Source organism: Halalkalibacterium halodurans (assembly GCF_005671335.1).
Classification (GTDB): domain Bacteria; phylum Bacillota; class Bacilli; order Bacillales; family Bacillaceae_D; genus Halalkalibacterium; species Halalkalibacterium halodurans.
The window spans coordinates 3,071,190-3,096,702 of record NZ_CP040441.1; the positions used below are offsets into that span (position 1 = coordinate 3,071,190).

The window sequence follows — 25,513 nt, forward strand, 5'->3', positions numbered from 1 at the left end:
TCCCTCAAAAGGGGGATAGCGTTTTTTTTAACTAAAAAATACGAGACTCAGAGCCGCAATGGCTACAACGATGCCTGCCAATCTACGAATGTTTTTCTGAGACAAGTAGGTGAAGCAATAAACACCGAGGCGTGTTCCAATGAAGACGCTTAAAAGACCGACAAGCAAGTAGATGAGGTACGATTGAGTAAAATCCCCATGTACACCGTGAATGACGACCGTTGTGAAATTGGTAATAAAAAAACTGACTTGCAAATTGGCACTGTAGGCATACTTGTCGTCTCGGAATAAAAGCATAAAATAAAAAACAAAAAACGGTCCGCCCACTGCAAAAACGCCTCCAACAAGCCCACCGAAAAAGCCAAGGGTCGCTGGTAACCACGTTTGATTCACACTTCGTCCCTCCGGCTGCGGCTTATCCCAAAACAAGTAGCCAACCACGATAAGTAAAAATACACCTAAAATGGACTTTAAAAGATCCATCTCCCCGTAAGCTGTCAATACAAACGAGGCGACATAACGACCAATAATCGCTGCACACATAATGACAATTAAATCTTTCCAGCGAATATGGCGGAATAATTGAATAACAATAAACAATGCCGTTAAAACACCTAGCGCTACGACAAGAAGGGTGCTCTCTTTAATCGTAAAGAAAAACGGCAGGAAGCTCATGGCAATGATGCCAAAGCCAAAACCGCTCACGCCTTGGACAAAACTTCCAACTAACAAAATCAAAAATATAAAAATAAGCTCCATCCACATCTGTTTTGATCCTTCCTATATTCCAAGAGACCTACAATCGACGAATCTCTCGTGATTCATTTCCAGTTCCATGCCCTATCTAGCAATGGTAAAGGCTTTATACTATAAGTAAAGCACAGGTAAAAAACTCAGCGTTTGCTGAGCCTTTAAAAGGGCAAAGCCGTAATTTGCTTACCGTAATCCTTTGTCCTTTAATCCTTAATAGAAATTAAACTTTCTAAAAAAACGTAGACCCATGCAACACGCACGGGCCCTATTTTTCATTCATAAAAGACGTTAAAAGACGCCCACAGTTCTTCTAACTGCTGGAGTCGATTTTGAACTTTCTCGTGTTCCGATCGTGTGACCGCCGTAATGAATGCACTGACGATGCTATGGGGAGCTGCAAATGAATCAATAAATGAGTTGATCTCCGTAGCCGCTAAGAGCACACGGTCTCCATATGGAACGAGGGGGGACAACGCATGATCGGTAATGACGATCGTTTTGGCCCCTCGTTGTTTCACATACTTTAACACATCAACGGTTCGCTTCGTATAACGGGCAAATCCGAAGCCAATGACAAGATCGTCCTCGGTAATGTCCAGTAAGTGCTCAGACACTCCATCTGCCTGCTCAACCAGCTCTGTGTTTTGCAAGACAAGATCTAAATAAAACGTTAAAAATTGTCCTAAGCTCGCGGCACTTCGATAGGCAATCACATAGATACGCTTCGCTTCTATAATACTATTAACGGCCTGTTCAAACTCTTCAAGCTCAATTTGTTGTAACGTCGCTCGTAAATTGGCCATGTCATCGGTTAAAATTTCTTCAATTGCATGGGACGGCCGATCCTCTCGATCCGTTGTCCGTGCAAAAACTTCCGCCGATGTCATTTTCTTTTGCAAAGCCTCTTGCAAATGACGCTGTAGGTCAGGGTAGCCCTCATAGCCTAAAAACACCGCAAAGCGAATGACCGTCGCTTCCCCCACTGCTGCATATTTTGCTAATTTTGATGCTGTGAGAAAAGGAGCGGTATCGGGATGTTGAATCAAGTAGTTGGCAATTTTCTTTTGTGATTTGCTCATTTTTTCTTGCAGATCCATAATCCGTTTGTACACATCGCTGTTTAACACAGGCATCATTCCTTTAAGATCAACCTCCAAATAATCGGGATAACACTCGATCATACGCCGCAATCGTTCGCTCCACCTCACGCTCCGTATGGGCAGTGGATAAGCTATAACGGTTAAGAGGTTTCGTATAAATACCTTCATTTAATAAATGCAGGTCAATCAGTTTACGCGTTTGTAGATCGGACGCTTGGAGATCACGGTAATTAAAAATGTCTTCCTCTGTTAATACTACACTAAAGATTGAACCGATGCCAACCGCTTTCATTGGCACTCCTTTTCGGACAAACAACGCTTCCAACTCATCCTTCAGCATATCCGTTCGTGCAAAAACATCTTTAATATCCCGTTTAAGAACGTCCACGGTTTTTAACCCTGCTGCTAAAATCAGCGGATGTCCATTGTACGTACCGCTATGAAAGACAACATCTTTTGCCCTTGAAAAGGTGCTTTGTGATTGATCAAACACATCAGAACCCGTCGTTGGAGATGTGACCTCCATAATGTCCTTCCGTCCGCCGACAATTCCGAATGGGAATCCAGCGCCAATGACTTTTCCGAGTGTCGTCAGGTCTGGTGACACCCCATACCACTCTTGCGCACCCCCGAGTCTAATGCGAAAACCTGTTTTGACTTCATCAAAAATTAGCACGATCCCTAACTCTTCGGTCAATTCCCGTAAACCGGCAATAAACGTATCGGTCGCGGGTATAAATCCCCCTTGCAACGGCTCGATCATGACGGCCGCAATCGAATCTTGCTGTGCCCGTAGCAATCGTTCACATGCGGTTAAATTGTTGAATGGTAAAATGAGCGGCTCTTCTCCATCCGTCACATGCATCCCCTTTGATTCTTTAACCGGTATAGGCGCGTCTACTGGCCCCGCTTCCGAAAGTGTCGGACTGACACTATAAAGTACATCATTGTATCCGCCATGGTAATGACCTTCAAATTTAGCGATCCTCTTTTTGTTCGTATACGCCTGTGCAATCCGCATGGCTAAAAGCGTCGCTTCCGTTCCAGAATTTGTGTAACGGAGCCGTTCCATGCTCGGATAGAGCTGCTGAATTTCATGTCCAAACGTTACTTCCAACGGATGAGGTGCCCCAAACAAAAGAGTTCCGGAGTCTGCAAACATCTCATCGATCGCCTGCTTTACCTCTGGGTGACCGTGACCTAGCATCAACGCCCCATAGGCGAGTAAATAGTCTACATATTGGTGGTTATCCACATCTGTAATGAACGCCCCGCAACCTTTTTTCATAACAATGGGGTATGGAGCAAAATGTTTAATGTTTGCTGTAATTCCACCGGGCATTACCTTTTTCGCCTGTTCAATCCACGATTTCGATCGGGGGGTTTGCTCCGCATACGTGTGCTCAGGTCGGGTGTCTTCTACCATCGCCATCCATTCATCACTCACCTTAAGAAATATTTTTTTCTTTTGTTTATATCTATGAAATTTACACTTCATTATACTATGTGTCGGCCTAATTTTGAATAATTAATTTCATTTTTAAATATAAATGAAGGTTTTCCTTCTTCCAGAAAATGAACCTGCCCTCTCGTGGATCTCCTAACACGTAACCAAATGAAAGAAAAAGTGAAGGTTTTTTTTCATTTTCATTCAATTTCTTCAATTTTTCTTTCTTTTTTGACGTTTTTTACAAGAGATTGTTATACTGATGATGCAGGGACTTCCCTAGATTACGAGAACGGAAGGTGAAGAAAGATGGCTCAACCAAAGTACATTATGAATGTGGACAAGATTGAGCAAATTCCAAAAGAAGAACGGGAAAAACTTAAGCAAATTACGGACAAGTTCGTTTTTCGTGTAAACGATTATTATTTAAGCCTCATTGATTGGAACGATCCGAACGATCCTATACGAAAGCTAGTCATTCCAAATGAGGGAGAGCTTAGTGAGTATGGGCGCTGGGATGCTTCCGATGAAGACACTAATTACGTCGTGCCAGGCTGTCAGCACAAATATGAAACGACTGCCCTCCTCATCTGTTCGGAGGTTTGCGGGGCTTACTGTCGTTATTGCTTCCGAAAGCGCCTTTTCCGTAATGATGTAAAAGAAGCGATGTCCGACGTAGATCCTGGTCTTGATTACATTGCTCAAACGCCACAGATTAACAACGTGTTGCTGACTGGTGGCGATCCACTCATTTTAGCAACGAAAAAACTTCGCTACATTATCGAGCGTCTCCGTGCAATCGATCACGTAAAAATCATCCGCATTGGCTCAAAGCTACCTGTCTTTAACCCAATGCGTATTACAGAAGATGAACAACTACTAGAGTTAATCCGTGAATACTCCACCCCAGATCATCGTATATACATTATGGCTCATATTAATCACCCCGTAGAAATTACAAATGAAGCGAGACAAGCATTCCAAGCCTTACATGATGCAGGTGCAATTGTCGTGAACCAAACGCCTGTATTGAAAGGAATTAATGATGATCCTGATGTCTTGGCCGAGCTCCTCGACAAGTTGTCATGGGCCGGAGTTACTCCATATTATTTCTTCATTAATCGTCCGGTTGCAGGTAATAATGATTTCGTTCTCACATTGGAAGAAGTGTACAACATTGTGGAAAAAGCAAAAGCGAAAACCTCGGGTCTAGGGAAACGTGTTCGCTTAAGCATGAGCCACACATCGGGGAAAATTGAGGTCCTTGCGATAGAGGACGGAAAAGCCTACTTAAAATACCATCAATCGAGAGACGGAAATTACGGTAAATTTATGGTTCTTGACTGTCCGAAAGACGCAACATGGTTTGATGATTTACCAGGCAATGAAAACTATTGGACAAAACCGGAGAAAAAAGTAAAAGAAGTCGTGTCAGTCAATGAAATGCCAGATACTCCGCAAAAAAAGAAACGAGCTGCTACCGTAAGATAATGAAAAACGAACAAAGTGCTCCAAGTGCGCTTTGTTCGTTTTTTTGTGTTCAACCGAACCAATATTACGGAAGAGAGGCTGTCAAGGGGACATTATTCGTGGTAAAATGGTGGTGTAATTCTTCATACATATTTGAGGTGAATCGATTGAAACGATTGTTAGGGGGGAGTATTCTCCTATTTCTATTCTTTTTAGCAGGGTGCAACGAAACGTTTGAAACGATTGTACAAGCAAATAATGCCGAGCATCCCACCGATCATCATCGCTTTGAAATAGGGACTCCTCATGTTGTGGCAGAGCCCGACGGGTTTTTTATCGAAATAATGTTAACATCTAAAGATCCAGACTATGTGTTAGATGAAGACTATCTTTTCGCGATAAGCCATATTAGTATTGATGAAAGTGGTAAGGAGTATGAAGCCCAATCGAGTGAAAAAGAACATTTTGTGACGGATCAAGACCAAGACGCTGTTCTTATCAGGCAATTTTTCACACCAGCGCTAGAATCAGAGGCGCCAAGCATTGATTTTACCTTGTATGTCCAACCTACGTACTACGAACATGAAGTGGTTTTTAACAAGCTCGATGAACACGTGCGCTCTGTCGAAAAAAACGATTTAACGATTCGCTCAATAGACATTAAAGGAAAAAAACTTGCCCTTGTCGTAGAAGATGTCCACAACGTCAAAGGAATAGAGCTTGCATTAAAGCAAGGACAGGAGTACATTTACCCGGTCTCTTCCATAACCGATCATCACCCTCACTTTAATTCCTTTCACGCCGAATATGAATTTGCCCAATCGTTACCTAATACGTTGACGCTCCGCATGCGTCGTCCCCACCTCGATAAAATCATTTGGGAGTTTCCACTCACGGCAACGGAAGAAATAATAAACACACCCGCTAAGTAAAGAGAACGACGGGTGTGTTTCCACGTTAAATTCATAAGCTGACTGTTTCGCTAGCCACTGCCTGCTTCTTTCCTCTCCACCATTGATACAATAGGACGAAACCAATGATAGCAAAGCCCATTAGATCTTGAACAAGATTCGGATTCATGAACAACAAGGCTCCACCAAACAACAAGATTCGTAGAAACAGTGGAATTTTCGTAAATAGATAGCCTTCTGCCGCGGCACCTAGCATGACAACACCTGTTATGGAAGTAACAACAACTAGCGCCCCTTCGATAAAGGTCGTATTTAGCAACAACAGCGCTTCGTTGTACACAAACATATACGGAACGATAAATCCCGCGATAGCCAGTTTCATGGATATAAAGCCTGTTTTCATCTGATCACCGCCAGATATGCCAGCCGCAGCAAATGCAGCCAAAGCGACCGGAGGCGTAATGTTGGCAAACAATCCAAAATAGAATACAAAGAGATGGGCAACGAGTGGTTCAATCCCTAATGTGACTAAGGCCGGAGCTGCCATTGTCGCCGTAATAATATATGTTGGAATGCTCGGTAAACCCATTCCGAGAATGATGCAAGCAATCATCGTAAAGAATAAGGTCAAAAATAAGCTTTCTCCCCCAAGCATCACAATGCCGTTGGCGAGTTTTAACCCAAAGCCCGTCATCGTGGCAACCCCAACAATTATTCCGACACACGCACAAGCAACGGCAACACCGATCGCGTTTCGTGCTCCCTGTTCTAATGCATCAAGAAGATCACGTATGGTCATCCGAGTCGTTTTTCTAAACATCGCCACAAAAACTGTTACGATAATGGTTAAAAACGCAGAATAAATAATTGTTCGACCGCTGAAAAAGAGCATATAAAGGAGAAAAAATAACGGAATTAACAAATGACCACGCTCTTTTAATACATCCATTACTTGCGGTAAGTTCTCCTTTGAAATCCCTTTCAACCCCAGCTTCGTCGCCCGTAAATGAATTTGAACGATAATCGCCAAATAGAATAAAAGGGCTGGCAATAGGGCTGCAAGGGCAATTTGACTATAAGGAATGCCGAGAATTTCCGCCATGATGAAGGCTGCTGCTCCCATAATAGGCGGTAAAATTTGCCCACCGACCGAGGCTGCTGCTTCAACCGCTCCAGCAAAGTTTCGGTGATAGCCGATTTTTTTCATTAGTGGTATCGTAAACGAACCTGTCGTGACTACATTGGCGATCGCCGCACCATTAATGCTGCCTAAAAAGCCGCTCGCAATGACGGACACTTTGGCCGGCCCACCTTTCGTTTGCCCCGCAATCGCAAGGGCCATATCGTTGAAAAATTGTCCCATACCCGATTTGCTTAAAAAGGCTCCGAACAAGATGAATAAGAAAATGTAAGTGGCCGATACACCAATCGCCGTCCCATATACACCTTCTGTCGTCACATACATGAAGTTAATCAGTTCATCCCAGCCATACCCCCGATGCCGCCAAATGCCTGAAAGCTCTCGCCCAAAAAGTCCATAAATGAAAAATAGTACAGCTAAAAGGGGGAGCGCCCATCCTGTTACACGGCGTGCTGCCTCGAGGATGAGGATGACTAAAATGGCTCCGAACAGCAGGTCATACGTATTAGGGATTCCGCCTCGATGAACGATTCCAGCATAATCAACAAAAAAATAGATGGTCGTTGATAAGGCTAACAAGACGCAGAGCCAATCATATAGGGGAACGCTTTTACGGTTAGCCTTTTTAAAGGGCGGATAAAGAAAAAACACAAGCGCTAAAATAACCGCCACGTGCAAGGATCGATGTTGAAGCGTTAGCGGTGTTCCAAAATAAGATGTATATAAATGATAGAGCGATAAGCCGATGGCCAACAAGGAGACGAGCAAGGGTAACTTTTTGCCGCTGAAAGTGCGAAATCGCGACTCTGCATCGTACTTTTCAAGTATTTCTTGCTCCTCAGGCGATAATTTAGGCTCGTCAATTGTTTGTTTTTCTGTCATGTTCGTTCACCTCTTCGTGAATGACAATTTCGATTTTTTCATGATGGGGTAAATCAGCTCCTGTGAAAACCCTCTCCCCATTGATGTTGAGCTGAAAATGAACCGAGTGGGAGTGAATCCATTTGAGCGCGTCCACTTGATCATTCATCCCCCTTGCGACAATCTGGCCATCTTCAACGGTCATCGTCCCTTTCTCATGTGGGACACCAGCACCAAATGAATGAAAGACTGTCTCCTCAAGCAGCATCACGCCATCCTTCAGCACAATGTACGTTTCCTCCCAAGGGGTTTTTTCCACCGAGTGAATCCAAGAAAGGGTCAAACGATCTCCTTCCACGACCGGAGTACTCACATAAATTACTTTGTTCTCCTGTCCTTGAACATAAAGAGTTAAAGAAGGAAGGTCACTGCCTGCCAGAAGAAAAAACAAACATAGACTGAAAACGAAGACAGCCTTTCGACTCATAAGGCCACACCCCTTTCTTCAGATATCAAGTTAAGGGGAGACGTTTCTCTCCCCCCTGCTTCATTTCCTTAATCCAATACACCGACTTCTTTAAAATAACGTTCTGCTCCAGGGTGAAATGGAACCGGCATTCCCACTTCCACTGTTTCTAACGAGATATCGGTCGCTGCATTGTGAGAAGCGTGAATCTCATCCAAATGTTCGAAGAGCGACTTCGTGATCTCATAGGCTACCTCTTCATCGATTTCATGGGAAATGAGGAGCACGTTCGTAATCGCTGCAGTTGGAATTTCCTCTTCATTGTCATACGAACCAGCTGGAATAGCTCCTTCCGAGAAGAATGGATAATTTTCCGTTAAATAATCCATCGCTTGCCCTTCAATTGGGATAATTTTCGCGCTATGTGTTGTTCCAAGATCGATAACGGTTGCATTCGGGACACCGCTCGTCACAAACGCAGCATCAATTAAGCCATTTTTAATTTGATCGATTGCCTCACTGTAAGAGAGATAATCCTCTTCAATGTCGTCATACGACATGCCGTGAGCTTCTAGCACCATCCGTGCATTTAATTCAACCCCTGAATTCGGTGCGCCAACACCTACACTTTTCCCGCGTAAATCGTCTACCGTTTCAATGCCCGAATCTTCTGTCGTCACAATTTGCACAAAATTCGGATAAAGGGATGCAAGACCTCTTAATGTCTCGATCGGCTCTTCCCCTTCAAACTCACCGCTGCCTTCGTATGCTTGTAAAACGGTATCGGCCATCGTAATCGCCAACTCAGCTCGACTATTGGAAATCAAGTTCACATTTTCAACCGAAGCACCCGTCGCTTGTACGGACGTAGCGAGTCCAAGATCGCTTTCTAAAATTTGCGCGATGGCACCTGCAATCGGATAGTACACCCCAGATGTGCCTCCAGAAGCAACGGTTACAAATAAGTCATCGATCGGAGCTGTATCACCTCCGCCATTTTCTGCTGTTCCTTCATCTGTAGAAGCTCCTTCATTTCCGCATGCAACTAAAATTGAAAAACATAAAGCCACAACCATTAGATAAAAACGTTTTCTCATACTTCTTCCCCCTTTTATGTTAGTCACTTTTTATAAATGCAATTTCTATGCCAACTTTAAAAAGCTCGTTTTTGTATGCGCTTTCAATTCGATCGGAACTGTTTGCCTGTTGAAAAACGGCAAAAAATGCCGCACCTGCAATTTTTGCCGTTTTCGTGATTAGTTTTTACCGACAAGATACTGTTTTAATTTATCCCTTAATCCCCGTTCACTAATGCCGAGCATTTCCGCTGTTTTCTTACGGTGATTGTCGTTGTGCTTCAAGGTTGCCAAAATGAAGTCTTTCTCTAATTCTTTTAGCGGGCGACCGATATAATCATCGAGTGAGCCTTTTTGTTTGGCGAATCCTTCCCCTTTTTCACGTATGAACATAGGCAAGTCCTCAAGCTCAATATACTCGCCATCTGCAATTACCATTGAGCTTTCCACAATGTTAGATAGCTCGCGAATATTGCCAGGGTATTGATAGGCTAGTAACTCCCGTTGAGCATCAGACCGAAACCCTTTCATGCTTTTTCCTAACTCCTGATTAAATGTATGAAGAAAGTGTTGCAGCAAATACGGAAGGTCCTCTTGCCTTTCACGCAATGGCGGCAAATGGATATGGATGACGTGTAAACGAAAGTATAAATCCTCGCGAAACGTCCCTTCCTTTACTTGTTCCTGTAACGACTTGTTGGTTGCCGCAATCACACGTACGTCAAGCTTTTCCGTTTTGTTTGAACCGAGCTTGGTTACTTCTTTTTTCTGCAACACTCGAAGTAGCTTCGCCTGGAGTGCTAACGGCATGTCACCGATTTCATCAAGAAAAATCGTTCCTCGATTGGCGAGTTGAAATTTTCCTTCCTTTCTTGTCGCAGCCCCAGTGAAGGCCCCTTTCTCATAGCCGAAAAGCTCGCTCTCTAACAAGTGTTCCGGAATCGCTGCACAATTCACAACTTCAAAGTGTTCCTGTTTTCGTTTGCCTGAAAAGTGAATCGCCCGAGCGACGAGTTCCTTTCCTGTGCCACTTTCACCTGTAATTAAGACGCTTGAGTCAACATTTTTTACTTTTTCAATAAGATGAAACACTTGGGTCATCGCTTCACTTTTTCCGATCATACCTTCATAGCCGTACTTCTTTTCAAGCTCTTGGCTTAAATAAGCAACTTGTTCGTTCAGCTTTTTGTAATGTAATGCTTGCTCTAAAACCGAGAACAATTCTTCCATGTGGATTGGCTTTGTTAAATACGAATAGGCCCCTAATCGAATCGCCTTGACCGAATTGGCAATCGTTCCATAAGCCGTAATCATAATGACAATCGTCTCCGGCTTTTTCCTTTTAATTTCCTGAAGTACTTCAAGGCCATCGACTTTACCAATCTTTAAATCAAGAAGAACAACATCGATAGGTTCTTGCTCGATGATATGCAATCCTTTGTCTACCTCGGTTGTCGCCTCTGTCTCATAGTCATCCTCTAACGCAAACTGCAAAGAAGAACAGATGGAAGGTTCATCATCAATTATGAGAATTCGTTTCATCGGTTGTTCCCTCCCTTATCATTGGAAAATAAAGGCTTATCGTCGTACCAATCCTTGCAGTAGTTCTAATCACAAGCCTGCCCCCATTTTCCTGTACATACTGGTTGGCAATCGCAAGTCCTAATCCTGTTCCTTTTGCCTTCGTCGTAAAAAACGGCTCAAGGGCTTGCTTCTGTTCTACTTCTGTCATGCCAACACCTTCATCCTTAACTTCAAGAATATACTCCTGTTTCAACTGGTACACGCGGATGGATAGCCGTAAGCCTTCTTCATTTTTCTCCTCCATCGCGTCCAAGCTATTAATCATTAAGTTCATAACGACTTGTTTCAGCTGGTTAGGATCCGCCTTTACGAGAAAGGGTCCTTCGATCGCTCCGTCCATCGTAAAACCCCGATTGGTCACGGTTCGATCAAAAAGCAGCATACACTCTCGGGCGAGCTCTGCGAGATCGATCATCTCCCTAGAAGGTTGCTTCGGTTTTGCATAATCAATGAGCCCTTCAATCAACGTGCTAACCCGCTCAATTTCTTGTGGAACATAAGTGGAAATCTCCTTTTGGAATCGTTCGTTACCAAGCTTTTTCGGGATTAACTCGACAAATGTTTTAATCGAGGTGAGGGGATTTCGCACTTCATGGGCGATCCCTGCCACCACACGGATGAGAGCACGGCTTTTTTCTTGTTCGAATATTTGCATCCGCAGCTGCCGTTCTTCCGATATATCTTCAAACGTAACAATAGTTCCCGTTACGTTCCCTTCGACGTCAAATACTGGATATACATAATAGCGCAGGTAGATGGTGCGTCCATCAGCTCGCTCCCATTTGGTTTCCTCCCCTAAAAACCGTTGTTTTTCTGTAAATACCGTTTGTACTTTTCCGATTAATAGTTTTTTCAAAAGAGAAACTTTTCCAAAGTGAAGGCCAACGGTCTCTCTCGTAGTCCCTACAATCGCAGCCGCTTTCGGGTTAAAAGAAGTAATGATCCCTTCACGGTTAACCGTGGCAATCCCCCGCGGACTGCTATTTAAAATTTGGCGCTGAAACTCGTTGCTATTGCGTGTTTCCTCTATTTGTTTTTCTAGCGTTCGATTCAACTCATGGAGGACAACGGTTTTTTTTGCTACTTCTTTTTGGAGCTGGCGATTCCAACGAATCCCTAGAAAAAACAAAATGAGCGCAATAAGCAATAGAACCCCAATAATTTGAATCGCTAGCCACAGCCTCTCGGTGACAAGCTGTTCTCCGTTAAACCAATGTCGATAAAGAGTGCTATACGTCCCATCGCTTTTCAACTCTCGTAATCCGTCATTGATGTCCATTAAAAGTGGGTAGTTTTCTTTTTGTACGGCTATCGTATAATCGAGAGGGAGCAAATAGTTTCCAGCTACACGATACTTATGAGACAGACCTTTTTGCTCCAGCAAATAGTTCGCCGTCAACACACTCCCAATAAACGCCTCAGCTCGATCGTTTTGCAACAGCTCAATCCCTGCTTCTTGATGACTTGTCACATGATAACGAATGCCGCGAATATTTCGTAAAAACTCGTACTCTAACGTATCTGCTTGCAGGGCAGTTACTTTGTTCGCCAAGTCTGGTAATCCTTGAATCTCCTCATTATTGGTCGCCACAATTAAGCCGATCGATGTTCCGAGAATTGAATCTGTAAATTCAAGTCGGTTCGCGTACGACTCTTTAAAAGGCAGGGAAAGAAAAATGTCCACTTTCCCTTGATCAATTGCTTCTATAGCCTGTCGCTGAGTCATTGGCACATAGTGAGCGTCCCATCCTTTCCTCTCAGCAACCTCAGAAAAGATATCAATAACAAACCCGTACGGTCCGTCACCTCCTTCCGCATGCAACGGGGGGAGATGAGGATCATAGGCCACCTTCACTTGCCGCTCAGCTAACGCGGGGGCGGGAAGCATCACGAACATAAAGACAAGCTTGATCATCAGGTAAAGCGGAAATCGTCTCATAGCTGTAACCCCTTACAAGTAGTCTCTTTTTTTCATCGTAGAGGAAAAGCAGCAAAATGCCAACCCTTCTAGTTTTTCCATTACAAGCTTGTTGGCTAATTGAACGTGTTGATGAGAGGGCCTTTCCCTTTTTCTATTGAAAAAAGCAAGACGCGATGCTTCACGTCTTGCCTCTCCTTCTATTGATTCAGGTTAGCTTCGTGGCCGGGAAGCCTGTCGTTGATCATTTCCTCCATTGCCGATAAGGAGGGTGGTTCTTCCTCGAGAACATCCGTAACAACAGGCTGAACAACGGCTTCATAATATGCTTGAAACGGAAAAAAATGTGTACCTTCTGAGTGAAGCTCCATCGCTCGCTCATAGATTTCGGGATAATGGGTTACTTGCCAGTGAATGCGCATAGTCCCTAGTTCATTCGTTTCTATCGATTCATAATATCCGTGACGAAATAGATTCGCCACTACTAACGGACGCTCGGTTGACAAATAACGAGCAGTAGCGTCTTCCACTTCCCACGCTTTATCAGCAGTAAACAACACATCGCCTTCATATACTCGCTCGACAAAAGCCTCCGATGTGGCAATAACGAGCAAAATCGTTACAACAGCGGCTAGAAAGCCTGCCATGTTTTCCTTCCGCTTATCCCCTTTCTTCAAAAACTTGCTCATGATGACACTTAGCAAAAAAGAAACCCCGATCGTAAACAAAATGCTTACCATCATAAAGAGCCATGTAGGCATAATGATCGTCATGTGGCGTCACTCTCTCATTAATTCTGAAACTCCCTCTGAATATGGTATCATATTTTACGGAAGCAATTAAAGAATTGAGGGATTAACGATGAAAACCGTCGTGACGACTTTAAATGCAAAATACATCCATACGTGTTTAGCGCTTCGTTGTTTAAAAGCGTACGCCGAACCAGAGTTTCCTATTGAAATGGTTGAATATACAATTAAAGATCCTGCCATGAACATCGTTGCTGATCTTCATCAACGAAAGCCTGATGTCATCGGGTTTAGCTGTTACATTTGGAACATCCAAGAGACGATTCAAGTTATTGAAATGCTTAAAAAAGTCATGCCTTCCGTGAAGATCGTTCTTGGTGGTCCTGAGGTTTCATACGACACCCGAGAATGGATGGAGCGCCTCCATGCAGTCGATTTCATCGTGGTCGGCGAAGGGGAAGAAACGTTTAAACATCTGCTAGAGGAAATGAACACCACCGCAAAGTATCATCTCGTCTTTGGCTTAGCATACCGAAAAGGGGATGACATTGTTATCAATCCACCACGGCCGAAGCTTCCGTTAAACGAGCTCCCCTCTCCGTATCGCTTTTCAGAGGATGTGGCTAGCTTAAGTAAACGAGTGACCTATTTTGAGACGAGCCGTGGCTGTCCATACAGCTGTCAGTTTTGCTTATCCTCTATCGAAGTGGGCGTTCGTTATTTTGACTTAGAACGTGTGAAAGCAGATCTTCTTTATTTAATCAACAGCGGGGCCAAGCTGATCAAATTTGTTGATCGCACATTTAACATTCGGCGCGACTATGCCCTTGAAGTGTTTCGCTTTCTGATCGACAATCATCAAGGCTGCGTGTTTCAATTTGAAATCACAGCAGATATTATGCGTCCTGAGGTGCTTGCGTTCTTAAATGAGCATGCGCCGAAAGGGATTTTTCGCTTTGAAATTGGCGTCCAATCGACCAACGATTTAACCAACGAACTCGTACAACGTCGGCAAAACTTCGAAAAGTTAAAGCGGACCGTGACGATGGTGAAAGAAGGGGGAAAAATCGATCAACATCTCGATTTGATTGCCGGCTTGCCTGAGGAAGACTACCAATCGTTTCGGAAAACATTCAATGATGTATTTGCCATGCATCCCGATGAGTTACAGCTAGGTTTTTTGAAAATGCTTCGCGGAACAGGTCTTCGCCTTCGTGCGGAGGATCACAACTACCTCTTTATGGACCAAGCGCCGTATGAAATTCTCGGTAACAACGTGTTGTCATTTGATGAAATTGTACGGATAAAGCGAGTGGAGGATGTGCTCGAGAAATATTGGAATGCACACCGAATGGATACGACCATCCTCTATTTAGTGGAATACGAATTTGACAGCCCATTTGACTTCTTTCAATCCTTTGGCGACTATTGGGATGAAAAGGGTTGGGCCCGTATTGGTCACCAGCTTGAGGATTTATTTATTCGCCTTTTCGCCTTCCTTGAAGATCGCAGGACAGACAACTTACCGATCATTAAAGGACTCATGATGTACGATTATTTCCGCGGTCACAAGCATAAGCCGCGAAAAACGTGGTGGCCATTTTCGTTAACAAAGGAAAAACAGTCATCTCTTATTAAACGATTAGCAGCGACTCCAGAAGTGTTTTCTGAAGCGCTTGCCCGTCACCAGCTGTCAGAGAAAGAATTGCACAAACATACGATGCTAGAGGTGATTCCTTTCTCCCTTGCCGATTGGCTAAAGCGAGGGGTTATCGTAAAAGAAGATACATTATTACTAGCTCTCTACCAGCCGAAAGGAGAGGGGACGGAAGTATTTAGTGGCCCTTTACACAGCCTCACCAACCAAAAGGAGGAAACGATTCATGAATGAAGTGATTCAAACGATGATGAACCACCGCTCCTGTCGCCAATACAGTGACAAACCAGTTCCCGACGATCATTTGCAAGCGATTCTTCGCGCCGCCCAATGGGGGCCGTCGTGGATTCATGGTCAGCAAGTCTCGGTTATTGTCATTCGTGAGCCAAACGAGCGAGAGTTGTTTGCTGAGCTCGTAGGTGGACAGGCTCACGTTGCACAAGCACCGATCTTTCTCGTGTTTTGCGCAGATTTTCACCGTGCGGCGGTGGCGGCAGAAGCCCGTGGGAAATTCTTAGCAGCCTTGGAGGATGTAGATGCCCTTATGGTTGGTGCAACAGATGTTGGTATTGCACTCAGCAACGCCATAACAGCAGCCGAATCGCTCGGCCTTGGAACCGTACCGATTGGTGGAATCCGGCGCCAGCCTTTGCGCGTAATCGAAACGCTCCAATTGCCATCATATGTGATCCCGATTTCTGGGCTCTGTATCGGATATCCGGAGGAGACAGTCGAACAAAAGCCACGCCTCCCGTTGGATGTATTCACCCATGATGGCCGGTATGAGCCACTTAGTCAAAAGACACTTGCTGCTTATGACGAACTCATATCTGGTAATACGAAACAGCGGACAGGTGGAGCGACGACTACAACCTGGTCGGATCGCCTCATCAGCTTCTATGAACAGCCCTACTACCAAGAGATTGCCGCCATGCTAAAACAGCAAGGGTTCACTTGTAAAAATGTAAAAGAAGAAGGTTGAGGGACTCTCCCTATCCTTCTTCTTTTCGTTTTTCTAACCCGTTCGTAAATGTCGTTAATAATTGGGAGGCGGCAACCGTCGGCACGACTTCTCCCTTTCTCATTTGCTCCATCAAAAGCGGGAGCTGTTGCTTGATGTCATCTTGCTGAAAAAACCATAGCTTTAATTCATCTTCAATGACAGCGTAAAACCATTCAAGGGCTTGCTTTTCTCGGCGTTCTTCAAAGATACCATTCTCCTTTGAAAACTGGAAAAAGCTATAGATCACATCCCACATCTCCGAAATTCCTTCACCAGTTAACGCCGATACCGTGTACGCTTTCGTTTCCCATCCTTCCGTCGCTTGAGGAAGAAAATGAAGCAGGCGATTGTACTCAGCTTTTGTTTTCAGTGCGACCTGACGATTCGGACCGTCCGCCTTATTAATAAAAATTGCGTCAGCCATCTCCATCACGCCTTTTTTTATCCCTTGCAATTCATCTCCTGCCCCTGTCAGCATGAGAACGAGAAAGCAATCGACCATGGAACGAACGACCGCTTCGCTTTGCCCCACTCCAACCGTTTCCACAATGATTACATCAAAACCGGCTGCTTCGCAAAGCAGTAATGTCTCACGGCTTCGCCTCGTCACACCACCTAATGTGCCACTAGAAGGGGAAGGACGGACATATGCATTTTTGTTGCGTGAGAGCTCTTCCATGCGCGTTTTATCCCCAAGGATGCTCCCTTTCGTCAGCTGACTGGATGGATCGACAGCGAGAACAGCGACACGATGTCCCTTGTCACAAAGCATCGTCCCGAGTGCTTCAATCAAAGTGCTTTTCCCTGCACCTGGGACACCTGTAATTCCGATTCGAATCGACTTCCCCGTCTGTGGGATGATTCCGTTTAACACTTCCGTTGCGATCGGCCTATGTCTCTCTGAATGACTCTCGATCAACGTGATCGCCCGTGCCAACAAAGCCCGATCCCCAGCCAATACTCCGTTAATATAATCTTCCACCGTCAGTTCCTTTCGTTTCGGTGGCTCCACACTTCCCCCTCCTTTCTTTCACGTCGGATCATTTTTCGCTTCGTTGTAGTAAAGGGAAGTGCTATGCTTCCCCTTCATAGCCTAGACGGCGGTTCATCTCATGAAGCACTTGCTGGGCGCATACAGGAATGATCGTACCTGGTCCGAAAACGGCTGCAGCTCCATGCGCTTTCAAAAAGTCATAATCTTGAGGGGGAATGACACCGCCGATGATGACCATAATGTCCTCACGACCGAGCTTTTTCAATTCATCTACCACTTGAGGGAGGAGCGTTTTATGTCCTGCAGCCAGAGAGCTCATACCTAGAACATGAACATCGTTTTCAACCGCTTGCAATGCTGCTTCCTCTGGAGTTTGGAATAGCGGACCGATGTCAACGTCAAAGCCCATATCAGCAAAAGCGGTTGCGATGACCTTTGCCCCGCGATCGTGGCCGTCTTGGCCCATTTTTGCCACCATGATCCGTGGCCTCCGTCCTTCACGTTCATAAAACGTGTCCGTCATTTCCCTCACACGTGCCATTTCTTCTTTCTCACCAAATTCAGAACGATACACACCGCTAATCGATCGAATCACCGCCTTATGACGACCTACCACCTTCTCGTACGCCATCGAAATTTCACCTAACGATGCCCGCGCCCGTGCTGCTTCTACCGCGCATGTAAGCAAGTTTTCTTTCCCTGTTTCTGCCGCCTTTGTGATTCGATTTAACGCCTGCTGTACCCGTTCCTCATCACGCTCTGCTTTTAGCTTTTCTAAGCGGCGAATTTGTGCTTCCCGAACCGCTGTATTGTCAATGTCGAGAATATCAAGGGGTTCTTCTGTATCTGGGCGATATTTATTCACACCGATGATCGCTTCTTTCCCTGAGTCAATTTTTGCCTGACGACGCGCTGCCGCTTCCTCAATTCTCATTTTCGGCAATCCTGTATCGATTGCTTTCGCCATTCCGCCAAGCTCCTCGATTTCCTCGATATTGGCCCATGCTTTTTGCAGCAACTCGGCTGTCAGCGACTCGACGTAATACGAACCGCCCCACGGATCAAGAACGTTCGTAATTCCCGTTTCATCCTGCAAATACAGTTGCGTGTTACGAGCGATCCGGGCGGAAAAATCGGTCGGTAAGGCGATGGCTTCATCCAGTGCATTTGTATGAAGAGACTGGGTATGACCGAGCGCTGCCGCAAGGGCCTCGACACATGTGCGGACGACATTGTTGTACGGATCTTGTTCAGTGAGCGACCAGCCTGACGTTTGCGAATGGGTTCTTAAGGCGAGTGACTTTGGATTTTTCGGGTTAAACCGTTTCATGAGCTTTGCCCAAATGAGCCGAGCGGCCCGCATTTTCGCTACTTCCATAAAATGATTCATACCAATCGCCCAGAAAAAGGACAGCCTTGGTGCGAACGCATCAATATCCAATCCCGCCTTCATCCCTGTGCGCACATACTCCAAGCCGTCAGCTAGCGTGTAGGCAAGCTCCAAGTCAGCTGTCGCTCCGGCCTCCTGCATATGGTAGCCAGAAATGCTGATGCTGTTAAATTTCGGCATATAGTTAGACGTATATTCAAAAATATCGGCAATCACTTTCATGGATGCTTCTGGTGGATAAATGTACGTGTTGCGCACCATGTACTCTTTTAAAATGTCATTTTGAATCGTTCCCGTCAACTGTTCTTGCTTCACCCCTTGCTCTTCCGCTGCCACGATGTAAAATGCCATCACCGGCAGAATGGCTCCATTCATCGTCATCGAAACCGACATTTGATCAAGGGGAATACCGTCAAACAAGATTTTCATGTCTAAGATGGAGTCAACAGCCACTCCCGCTTTTCCTACATCACCGACCACTCGCGGATGATCAGAATCATAGCCGCGGTGAGTGGCAAGGTCAAAAGCGATCGAAAGTCCTTTTTGTCCAGCTGCTAAATTCCGTCGGTAAAAGGCGTTTGACTCCTCAGCTGTGGAAAACCCTGCATATTGCCGGATCGTCCATGGGCGTGTTTTATACATCGTTGGGTAAGGCCCGCGAAAAAAAGGGGGGATACCCGCGACGTAATTAAGGTGTTTCATGCCATGAATGTCTTCTTTTGTATAAAAGGTTTTGACGGGGATCTGTTCATTTGTTTCAAAGGCTACATTAGCTTCTTTGCTCTTTATAGACAAAGAACTTCGCGGAAATGACATCGTTGCAAAATCAGGTGTTTGCATCGCGGATCACCCCTCTTTTCATCAACACTTCGTTCATAAACTGGAAAACGTTCGTTCGAACATGGATCGTACCATACAATCCTTTTTGCTCGTATGCTTGTAAAGTTTCACTTGAAAGGTTACCCGCTAGTAAGATCATGGCGTTCGGATGCGCCTCGCGAACGGCTTCAATCAGAGAAGCAGCTAATGATTCGTAGTCTTCATCCCGGCCACATAAAACGATCGGGTTCCCCGTTTTTTCTTGCAATTGGCGTAATGCTTCATCGGTTGAGGTAACCCCGGTCGTCGTGTCCACTTGAAACCCACCAACCTGAAACAGTTCCCGGGCAAAATCAGCTCTAGGCTTGTGGGACGCGAGGGAACCTAGCGTTAATAAAGTCACGCGCGGACGATCACCAGTCCTTTTCACCCATTGCTCGGTCGCCTTTCTTAGAGCTTCATAGCTCATGCTAAGGCGTGTTTCTTTTATAGATGCAATGGTTGGTACCGCCTCCTTTGTTTGTAGTGCCGTTAGTAGCTTACTAAAAGGGACCCCTTCCTTTACTGCTTGGAGGAGAGACGGATAATTTGATGCTTTTAGATGCTTTTCTTGCTTTGTCCGAATGGCTTTCCTGTACGGTGCTATTGGTTCTTCTTCCTGTTTTGTCAGTGGCTTTTCATCGATCGCCACATAACGATTCGTCCCGACCATCACAGTTTTTCTTACTTCCGCTGCTTGTTCCTGTCTTTGCCTTGATCGTTCTACCCATTGCTGTGGTAAACCTTTCTCTAAGGAGGCAATCATTCCTCCTTCAGATTCTATCGTTTGAAATAATGACCAAGCGGCTTCACCTAACTTTTCCGTAAGTACTTCTACATACCATGATCCTGCTGCTGGATCTTCCACTTGGCCGATGTGAGCTTCTTCTTGAAGGATTATGGACGTGTTTCGCGCAATCCGACGCGAGAATGGACTTGGCTTTTGAATCGGTTCATCAAATGGGCTGACATGAAGACTGTCTGCTCCTCCTACAGCGGCGGCAAACGCTTCACCTGTCCCACGTAACATGTTCACATACGGGTCATAGACCGTTTTTGTGTAAAAAGACGTCCGCGCATGGAGCCATATGTTTCGCCCTTCTTTCTCAGCACCGAACGCCTCCATAATGTTAGCCCATAGCAAACGTAGAGCACGGAGTTTAGCGATTTCCTTAAATAGATCAGAGCCGACAGAAACGCTCATGCAGAAGCTTCTACCGATGTCATCAATAGCGATGTCTCGTTCTAGGAGCGCGCGGACGTATTGGACACCTGTTGCGAGAAGGAAGGCAAGCTCTTCAGTCGCAGTAGCCCCACCATTATGATACACATGACTTTGAACAAGGATCGTTTTCAAATCAAGCGCTCGCTCATTTACCACTTGTACACTATGGGATAGCTCATCAAAAACTGTTCGCCATGAATATGACAAGGAGCCTTTTTTCACCCACTCATGAATCGGATCAGCACCAACCACACCATGAAGGGATGTGGGGGCAATCGCAAGTAAGCTAGCAAGAAACGGTGTTTGAACCGCTCCTCCATTTAAATGGATTGGTACACTACTGACATCGATTCCTTCTAGCGCTGTCTCCATATCCTCATGGTTGTATAAGAGGAGTCCTGTTCGTCCTGTCTCCCCTTTTTGATCCGCAGGCGATAAACCATCCCGCACCGTTTGATCAATAACCATATGAAGGGCGGTCTGTCCTCTTGCTAGATCGTTTTTAGCTGTACGGTTAAACGATTCTGGTGTCCCTTGAGTGAGTTCTTGGCTGACGAGCCATTTCCCGTTTTTTCGTTTGACTGGATGAACATGGCGCTCACTTATGTGAAGTTCATCAACATCACGCTGCTGATACATTGGTTCAAGGGTGAGTCCCTCTAACGTTTTCGTCAACAGCTTTTGATCAAAGGCTGCTCCCTTCAACGATGCCTCAGCTACCTTGCGCCATTCATCGTACGTAGGGATCGGAAACTCTGCAAAAAGATCTAAATCTACTTGCTTTGTCATATTTATTGCGGCAGCAGGGCCGCTTCCCTCCTTCCCAATTCCGGCACACTCACTATAAAGGAATGTTGCCGTGCTTTTTCTTTGGAAGAGTTTTCTTTTTATTTTTTAACATCGCAAGGGCACTCACTAGGCTTTTTCGTGTATCTCGTGGGTCAATCACATCATCAATCATTCCATTGGCAGCCGCTACGTATGGATTGGCAAACCGCTCGCGATACTCTGAAATTTTCGCTTGCCGAGTGGCATCAGGGTTGGCACTTTCTTTTATCTCCTTAGCAAAAATAATATTGGCCGCCCCTTCAGGCCCCATAACAGCTAGCTCTGCATTCGGCCATGCGAAGACAAGATCGGCTCCAATCGCTTTACTATTTAATGCGACGTACGCTCCGCCATAGGCCTTCCGCAAAATCACGGTTATTTTCGGCACCGTTGCTTCAGAATAGGCGTACAAAATCTTTGCTCCGTGGCGAATAATTCCCCCATGCTCCTGCTGAACACCCGGTATGAATCCGCTTACATCCTCAAATGTAATGAGCGGAATATTAAAACAGTCACAAAAGCGGATAAACCGTGCGCATTTGTCTGATGAATTAATGTCTAAACCGCCAGCCATCATTTTCGGATTGTTGGCAATGATTCCGACTGTATCCCCGTTGATTCGAGCGAAACCAACGACTATGTTTCGGGCAAACTGAGGCTGGACCTCAAGAAACTGTTCATCATCCACTACTTTTTTAATGACGTGGCGCACATCATATACTTTCGTTCCGTCAACAGGGACAATGTCAAGCAATTCCTGCACCCGTTCGTCAAGGGGAACAGGATGCTTCGCTCGTTGATGTGGGGGCTTTTCTTCAAAGCTCGAAGGCAAATAGGAAAGGAGATTCCGTACCTGCTGTAAAACCCCCTCTTCAGAAGCGGCAGTAAAATGGGCGTTTCCGCTTATCGTGGAATGAACCTTCGCCCCGCCTAAATCTTCGCTGTTTATTTTTGCCCCTGTCACGCTTTCAATCACCTTCGGGCCTGTGATAAACATTTGACTCGTTTTTTCGACCATGAACACAAAATCAGTGATTGCCGGAGAATAGACAGCCCCCCCAGCACATGGACCTAAAATCACTGAAATTTGCGGGATGACACCTGAATAAATCGAATTCCGATAAAAAATTTCCCCATATCCATCAAGGGAACGAACACCTTCTTGAATTCGTGCCCCTCCTGAATCATTTAGACCAATAATCGGGGCCCCATTTTCCGCGGCAAGGTCCATCACCTTTGTGATTTTCCTCGCGTGCATTTCTCCTAACGCCCCGCCAAAAACCGTAAAGTCTTGAGCGAAAAGAAACACGAGTCGCCCATCGACTTTTCCATATCCGGTAACAACGCCTTCACCAGGGGCTTCAGCCGTTCCAAAATCCAAGCCACGATGCTCGATAAATGGATTTAATTCGACAAACGTTCCTTCATCAAGGAGCAAATCGATTCGTTCACGTGCCGTCAGCTTTCCTCGATCATGTTGGGCATCGATCCGTTTTGATCCACCCCCGAGCTTCACTTTATCGCGACGTACTTCCATTTCATGAATCCGATCAAACATATCCATTCGTTACACACTCCTTTCACCCGTCCTTAAACCATGCTGAAGAAACAGCGATTGATAATCAGGACGAGTCAATGCTTCTTGCGTCAACACTGCGTGCAGTACTAAATCAGCATAAATGTCTGCAATCTCCGCCACAGAGTACATTCCGGATGTTTTATACCATTTATACGTCCAGTAGATCATCCCAAAAATAGCCATGGATGTAATCGGGACAGGGATTTCTTCTCGGAACTCACCAGCGTCAATCCCTTCCTTGACTAAACGAAACATTAATTGTTTATATTGATCACGTTTCTTTTTAATATCCTTAAAGTAATCTGAACTTAAATATAATGACTCCTGGTAAAATACGGTTACATGGGGACGATAAAAATCAAACATCATGACAAACGAACGGACCGTAGCATGGAGACGTTCTGCTGGTGTTTCATACTTTTCATACGCTTCTCTCGCTTTTTCAAGCACATACGTAATGAACGAATCATGAATGGTATACAATAGCTCATCCTTTGATTTAAAATTATGATAAAATCCTCCCTTCGACGTCCCACTTTCTTGCACGATTCGATCTACCGTTACGGCGTGAAACCCATGTTCTTCAAAAAGAAGGAGGGCCGTTTCGATAATTCGCTCCTTTGTTGATCTTTTCAATATACGTTCCACCCTTCTCCTCGATCAGACCGACTAGTCAGTCCTTCGTTTGTATCCGCTTTCATTTTATGAAACGTTCGCACCATTGTCAATAAATACTGATGACAATCTCACTTAATCTACTTCTCCCGCGAAAAAATAACGCTGAATTGGATTTACCTCTCTATTATTGGACATGCTAAAATTAATAGTGAAGAGCTTGCACCCTTTGGCCAAAAGCTCATATTTTATCAAAGAGAGGTTGTAAAGGTGGGGGTTGTGGTGAAGTTTGAAAAAGCTAAAATGCAATCGTTGCTAGAGCATGACCGCTTTCTACGTGAAACGTACAATGATACGATTCAAGTAATGGACGAAGAAGAAGCGTTGCGTTTGCTTTATGATGTGATGATCTTAAAGGAACCGCTTCAACAAAATGCTTACTTGCATTTAACCTAATCATTAAAGTGCTTTGCAGTAGCCATTAAAAGAAATGCCCACCCGCCGAAAGGGTGAGCATTCTTTTGTTAAAAAAAGAGTAATTGGAGTTTATGCCCTTGCTCTTCAACTATTTTTCCGTTTTTATACTCGTCTATAAATACTTGACGCTTGTTCGTAAGTGACATAAATGCGTCTTGATCCCGTTTTTCTAGCGCCTGATCGATCGCTTCGTCAATTTCCTTTTTTCGATATGCAAAGATCGCATATTCTAAAATGGCTTGAGCGTACAACGATTGTAAAACGGACTCAGGACGCTTTTCGACTCTCAACTTTCGCAATTGACGTAGTGCCTGCCGCTCCATCGCAAAATGTTGGCTCATCGTCCGCATCCCCTTTCTTATTAAAATTTCCATTCTCCGATTGTTGCCGGCCATAGCGTTTTTTCAACCAGATAAGTGCTGATTCTCTGGTTTACCTTTCTATTCCCCGTATAACTCAATCGAAAACCTTTTCATTCTTTCTTTTTTTCGGAAATTTAGTATCAATCTACGAGCACTCTTATGCTCGTGACAGTAGGCGATGCTAACTACGATCGAATGATCATCTGCCTAAAGTTGCGTGAGGAACCGTACGATTTTAATGAAAATCCATTACTAATCAATTTATCCTGTTTTTAGGATGACTTTTGCTGCTGGGCTGCCTGTTCTCGCAATTGGGCTGCCCGCACTTCCCGCTGCTCTGTGTCCATTTTCGGACAGGAGTAACAATAGTTTCCTCCTTCCTTTAAATAGCTTAAACAACAGGCAGGTTTGATTCGAACATGTTCGTTCGGGTCCGCCCAACTGCTGACATAACGAAACTTTACATCGAACGGATTTCGTTTTAAGCCAAATGCGTCTCCACTTAACTGCTTTAAAACCTCACCATCTGTCCGGATTCGCAGTTCGGTCGTTTGATCAGTTTCTTTTTTTAACCACGCACTTTGCTGTTGATAAAGGGGAAATGCTAGTAAACCGAAGGCATGGGTTTTCGGCAAATCAGCCACTTCTGCTATATTTTCAATGATCGGGGCAATTCGTTTCGCAAGTGCAGTAAAATATGAAGAAATGTCATTCAGTGCTAATGGTTCTAGTCTGGCCCGCCTGAGCTCAAATCCTACTTCCTTCCCTTTAGAGAAAAACGCCAGTTCATCAAATAGAAGCCACTGGTTCTTAACAGACGCTAAATAGTAGTGGGCAGCAAATAGGAGGGAGAAGGGCTTGATCATGCTTGCGCCTCCCACTTTTAACTCTTTCCCTTTCAAAATTCCATTTCGCCATTCCACCATTTTCCATGCGCCTTCCTTGCCAACAAGTCCTGTTTCTGTGATCATTAGATCTACCTTTTCCGCAGGAAATGTATGGACGAAAAACATTTCCTTCAATTGTTGCTGAATCTCTTCATCCATCAA

Annotated in this window: 21 protein-coding genes; 5 read left to right on the forward strand and 16 right to left on the reverse strand. The window is 44.9% G+C overall.

The genetic code is table 11. The features are described 5' to 3' along the window. Nucleotides 1–27: 27 nt before the first annotated feature. The 3 genes from FED51_RS14955 to FED51_RS14965 all read right to left on the reverse strand — a co-directional run bounded on the left by FED51_RS14955 (nucleotide 28) and on the right by FED51_RS14965 (nucleotide 3,285). Nucleotides 28–765: a sulfite exporter TauE/SafE family protein gene (locus FED51_RS14955; RefSeq protein WP_010899085.1), complete on the reverse strand. Its 738-nt coding sequence runs from the start codon at nucleotides 763–765 to the stop codon at nucleotides 28–30. A 260-nt stretch (nucleotides 766–1,025) separates the two neighbouring features. Further along, nucleotides 1,026–1,880, reverse strand: coding sequence for a MurR/RpiR family transcriptional regulator (locus FED51_RS14960; protein ID WP_010899086.1), 855 nt, complete (start codon nucleotides 1,878–1,880; stop codon nucleotides 1,026–1,028). Nucleotides 1,881–1,899: 19 nt separating this feature from the next. Further along, nucleotides 1,900–3,285 carry an aspartate aminotransferase family protein gene (locus FED51_RS14965; protein ID WP_053430633.1) on the reverse strand — a complete coding sequence of 462 codons (1,386 nt, stop codon included), beginning with the start codon at nucleotides 3,283–3,285 and terminating at the stop codon, nucleotides 1,900–1,902. A 324-nt stretch (nucleotides 3,286–3,609) separates the two neighbouring features. Between FED51_RS14965 and FED51_RS14970 the strand changes: the two genes are divergently transcribed. Beyond that, nucleotides 3,610–4,791 carry a KamA family radical SAM protein gene (locus tag FED51_RS14970; RefSeq protein WP_010899089.1) on the forward strand — a complete coding sequence of 394 codons (1,182 nt, stop codon included), beginning with the start codon at nucleotides 3,610–3,612 and terminating at the stop codon, nucleotides 4,789–4,791. Nucleotides 4,792–4,937: 146 nt separating this feature from the next. Further along, nucleotides 4,938–5,702: a hypothetical protein gene (locus FED51_RS14975; RefSeq protein ID WP_010899090.1), complete on the forward strand. Its 765-nt coding sequence runs from the start codon at nucleotides 4,938–4,940 to the stop codon at nucleotides 5,700–5,702. A 31-nt stretch (nucleotides 5,703–5,733) separates the two neighbouring features. Here FED51_RS14975 and FED51_RS14980 read toward each other — a convergent pair whose 3' ends face one another. From FED51_RS14980 to FED51_RS15005, 6 genes are all read right to left on the reverse strand, one after another. Beyond that, nucleotides 5,734–7,704, reverse strand: a complete 1,971-nt coding sequence (locus FED51_RS14980) for a TRAP transporter permease (RefSeq protein ID WP_053430632.1) — start codon at nucleotides 7,702–7,704, stop codon at nucleotides 5,734–5,736. After that, the gene (locus FED51_RS14985) at nucleotides 7,682–8,170 is read right to left on the reverse strand and encodes a DUF1850 domain-containing protein (protein WP_053430631.1); all 489 of its coding nucleotides are present in this window, start codon (nucleotides 8,168–8,170) and stop codon (nucleotides 7,682–7,684) included. Before FED51_RS14985 ends, FED51_RS14980 begins: the two co-directional genes overlap by 23 nt. A gap of 68 nt (nucleotides 8,171–8,238) precedes the next feature. Beyond that, complete coding sequence (locus tag FED51_RS14990; RefSeq protein WP_053430630.1) at nucleotides 8,239–9,246, reverse strand: TAXI family TRAP transporter solute-binding subunit; 1,008 nt, start codon at nucleotides 9,244–9,246, stop codon at nucleotides 8,239–8,241. A gap of 159 nt (nucleotides 9,247–9,405) precedes the next feature. Beyond that, on the reverse strand, nucleotides 9,406–10,767 hold the full coding sequence (locus FED51_RS14995) for a sigma-54-dependent transcriptional regulator (protein ID WP_010899094.1): 1,362 nt from the start codon (nucleotides 10,765–10,767) through the stop codon (nucleotides 9,406–9,408). Next, nucleotides 10,745–12,748, reverse strand: coding sequence for a transporter substrate-binding domain-containing protein (locus tag FED51_RS15000; RefSeq protein ID WP_053430629.1), 2,004 nt, complete (start codon nucleotides 12,746–12,748; stop codon nucleotides 10,745–10,747). The genes FED51_RS14995 and FED51_RS15000 overlap by 23 nt, the downstream gene beginning before the upstream one ends. A 179-nt stretch (nucleotides 12,749–12,927) precedes the next feature. Beyond that, nucleotides 12,928–13,500: a hypothetical protein gene (locus FED51_RS15005; RefSeq protein WP_053430628.1), complete on the reverse strand. Its 573-nt coding sequence runs from the start codon at nucleotides 13,498–13,500 to the stop codon at nucleotides 12,928–12,930. A gap of 88 nt (nucleotides 13,501–13,588) precedes the next feature. Between FED51_RS15005 and FED51_RS15010 the strand changes: the two genes are divergently transcribed. Together FED51_RS15010 and FED51_RS15015 are read left to right on the forward strand one after the other, a co-directional pair. After that, nucleotides 13,589–15,367, forward strand: coding sequence for a B12-binding domain-containing radical SAM protein (locus FED51_RS15010; RefSeq protein ID WP_053430627.1), 1,779 nt, complete (start codon nucleotides 13,589–13,591; stop codon nucleotides 15,365–15,367). Continuing rightward, entirely contained in the window at nucleotides 15,360–16,115 is a 756-nt protein-coding gene (locus FED51_RS15015; RefSeq protein ID WP_053430626.1) for an NADPH-dependent oxidoreductase, read from the forward strand. Before FED51_RS15010 ends, FED51_RS15015 begins: the two co-directional genes overlap by 8 nt. Before the next feature lie 10 nt (nucleotides 16,116–16,125). Here FED51_RS15015 and meaB read toward each other — a convergent pair whose 3' ends face one another. The 5 genes from meaB to FED51_RS15040 all read right to left on the reverse strand — a co-directional run bounded on the left by meaB (nucleotide 16,126) and on the right by FED51_RS15040 (nucleotide 23,649). Beyond that, nucleotides 16,126–17,148, reverse strand: coding sequence for a methylmalonyl Co-A mutase-associated GTPase MeaB (meaB, locus tag FED51_RS15020; RefSeq protein WP_010899100.1), 1,023 nt, complete (start codon nucleotides 17,146–17,148; stop codon nucleotides 16,126–16,128). A gap of 61 nt (nucleotides 17,149–17,209) precedes the next feature. After that, the gene (gene scpA / locus FED51_RS15025; RefSeq protein ID WP_053431941.1) at nucleotides 17,210–19,336 is read right to left on the reverse strand and encodes a methylmalonyl-CoA mutase; all 2,127 of its coding nucleotides are present in this window, start codon (nucleotides 19,334–19,336) and stop codon (nucleotides 17,210–17,212) included. Nucleotides 19,337–19,346: 10 nt separating this feature from the next. Beyond that, complete coding sequence (locus tag FED51_RS15030) at nucleotides 19,347–21,392, reverse strand: methylmalonyl-CoA mutase family protein (protein WP_053430625.1); 2,046 nt, start codon at nucleotides 21,390–21,392, stop codon at nucleotides 19,347–19,349. 52 nt (nucleotides 21,393–21,444) lie between these two features. Further along, a complete protein-coding gene (locus tag FED51_RS15035; protein WP_053430624.1) occupies nucleotides 21,445–22,995 on the reverse strand; it encodes an acyl-CoA carboxylase subunit beta in 1,551 nt (516 codons plus the stop codon). A gap of 3 nt (nucleotides 22,996–22,998) precedes the next feature. Then, nucleotides 22,999–23,649 (reverse strand): TetR/AcrR family transcriptional regulator, encoded by a 651-nt coding sequence (locus FED51_RS15040; protein ID WP_175414355.1) that lies wholly within the window; start codon nucleotides 23,647–23,649, stop codon nucleotides 22,999–23,001. A 258-nt stretch (nucleotides 23,650–23,907) separates the two neighbouring features. Between FED51_RS15040 and FED51_RS21185 the strand changes: the two genes are divergently transcribed. Continuing rightward, complete coding sequence (locus tag FED51_RS21185) at nucleotides 23,908–24,081, forward strand: hypothetical protein (RefSeq protein ID WP_153231711.1); 174 nt, start codon at nucleotides 23,908–23,910, stop codon at nucleotides 24,079–24,081. A 68-nt stretch (nucleotides 24,082–24,149) separates the two neighbouring features. On the opposite strand, the gene FED51_RS15045 is transcribed toward FED51_RS21185, so the two are convergent. Continuing rightward, complete coding sequence (locus tag FED51_RS15045; protein WP_010899106.1) at nucleotides 24,150–24,443, reverse strand: IDEAL domain-containing protein; 294 nt, start codon at nucleotides 24,441–24,443, stop codon at nucleotides 24,150–24,152. A 293-nt stretch (nucleotides 24,444–24,736) separates the two neighbouring features. After that, a complete protein-coding gene (locus tag FED51_RS15050; RefSeq protein WP_138090657.1) occupies nucleotides 24,737–25,510 on the reverse strand; it encodes a (2Fe-2S)-binding protein in 774 nt (257 codons plus the stop codon). Nucleotides 25,511–25,513: the final 3 nt, after the last annotated feature.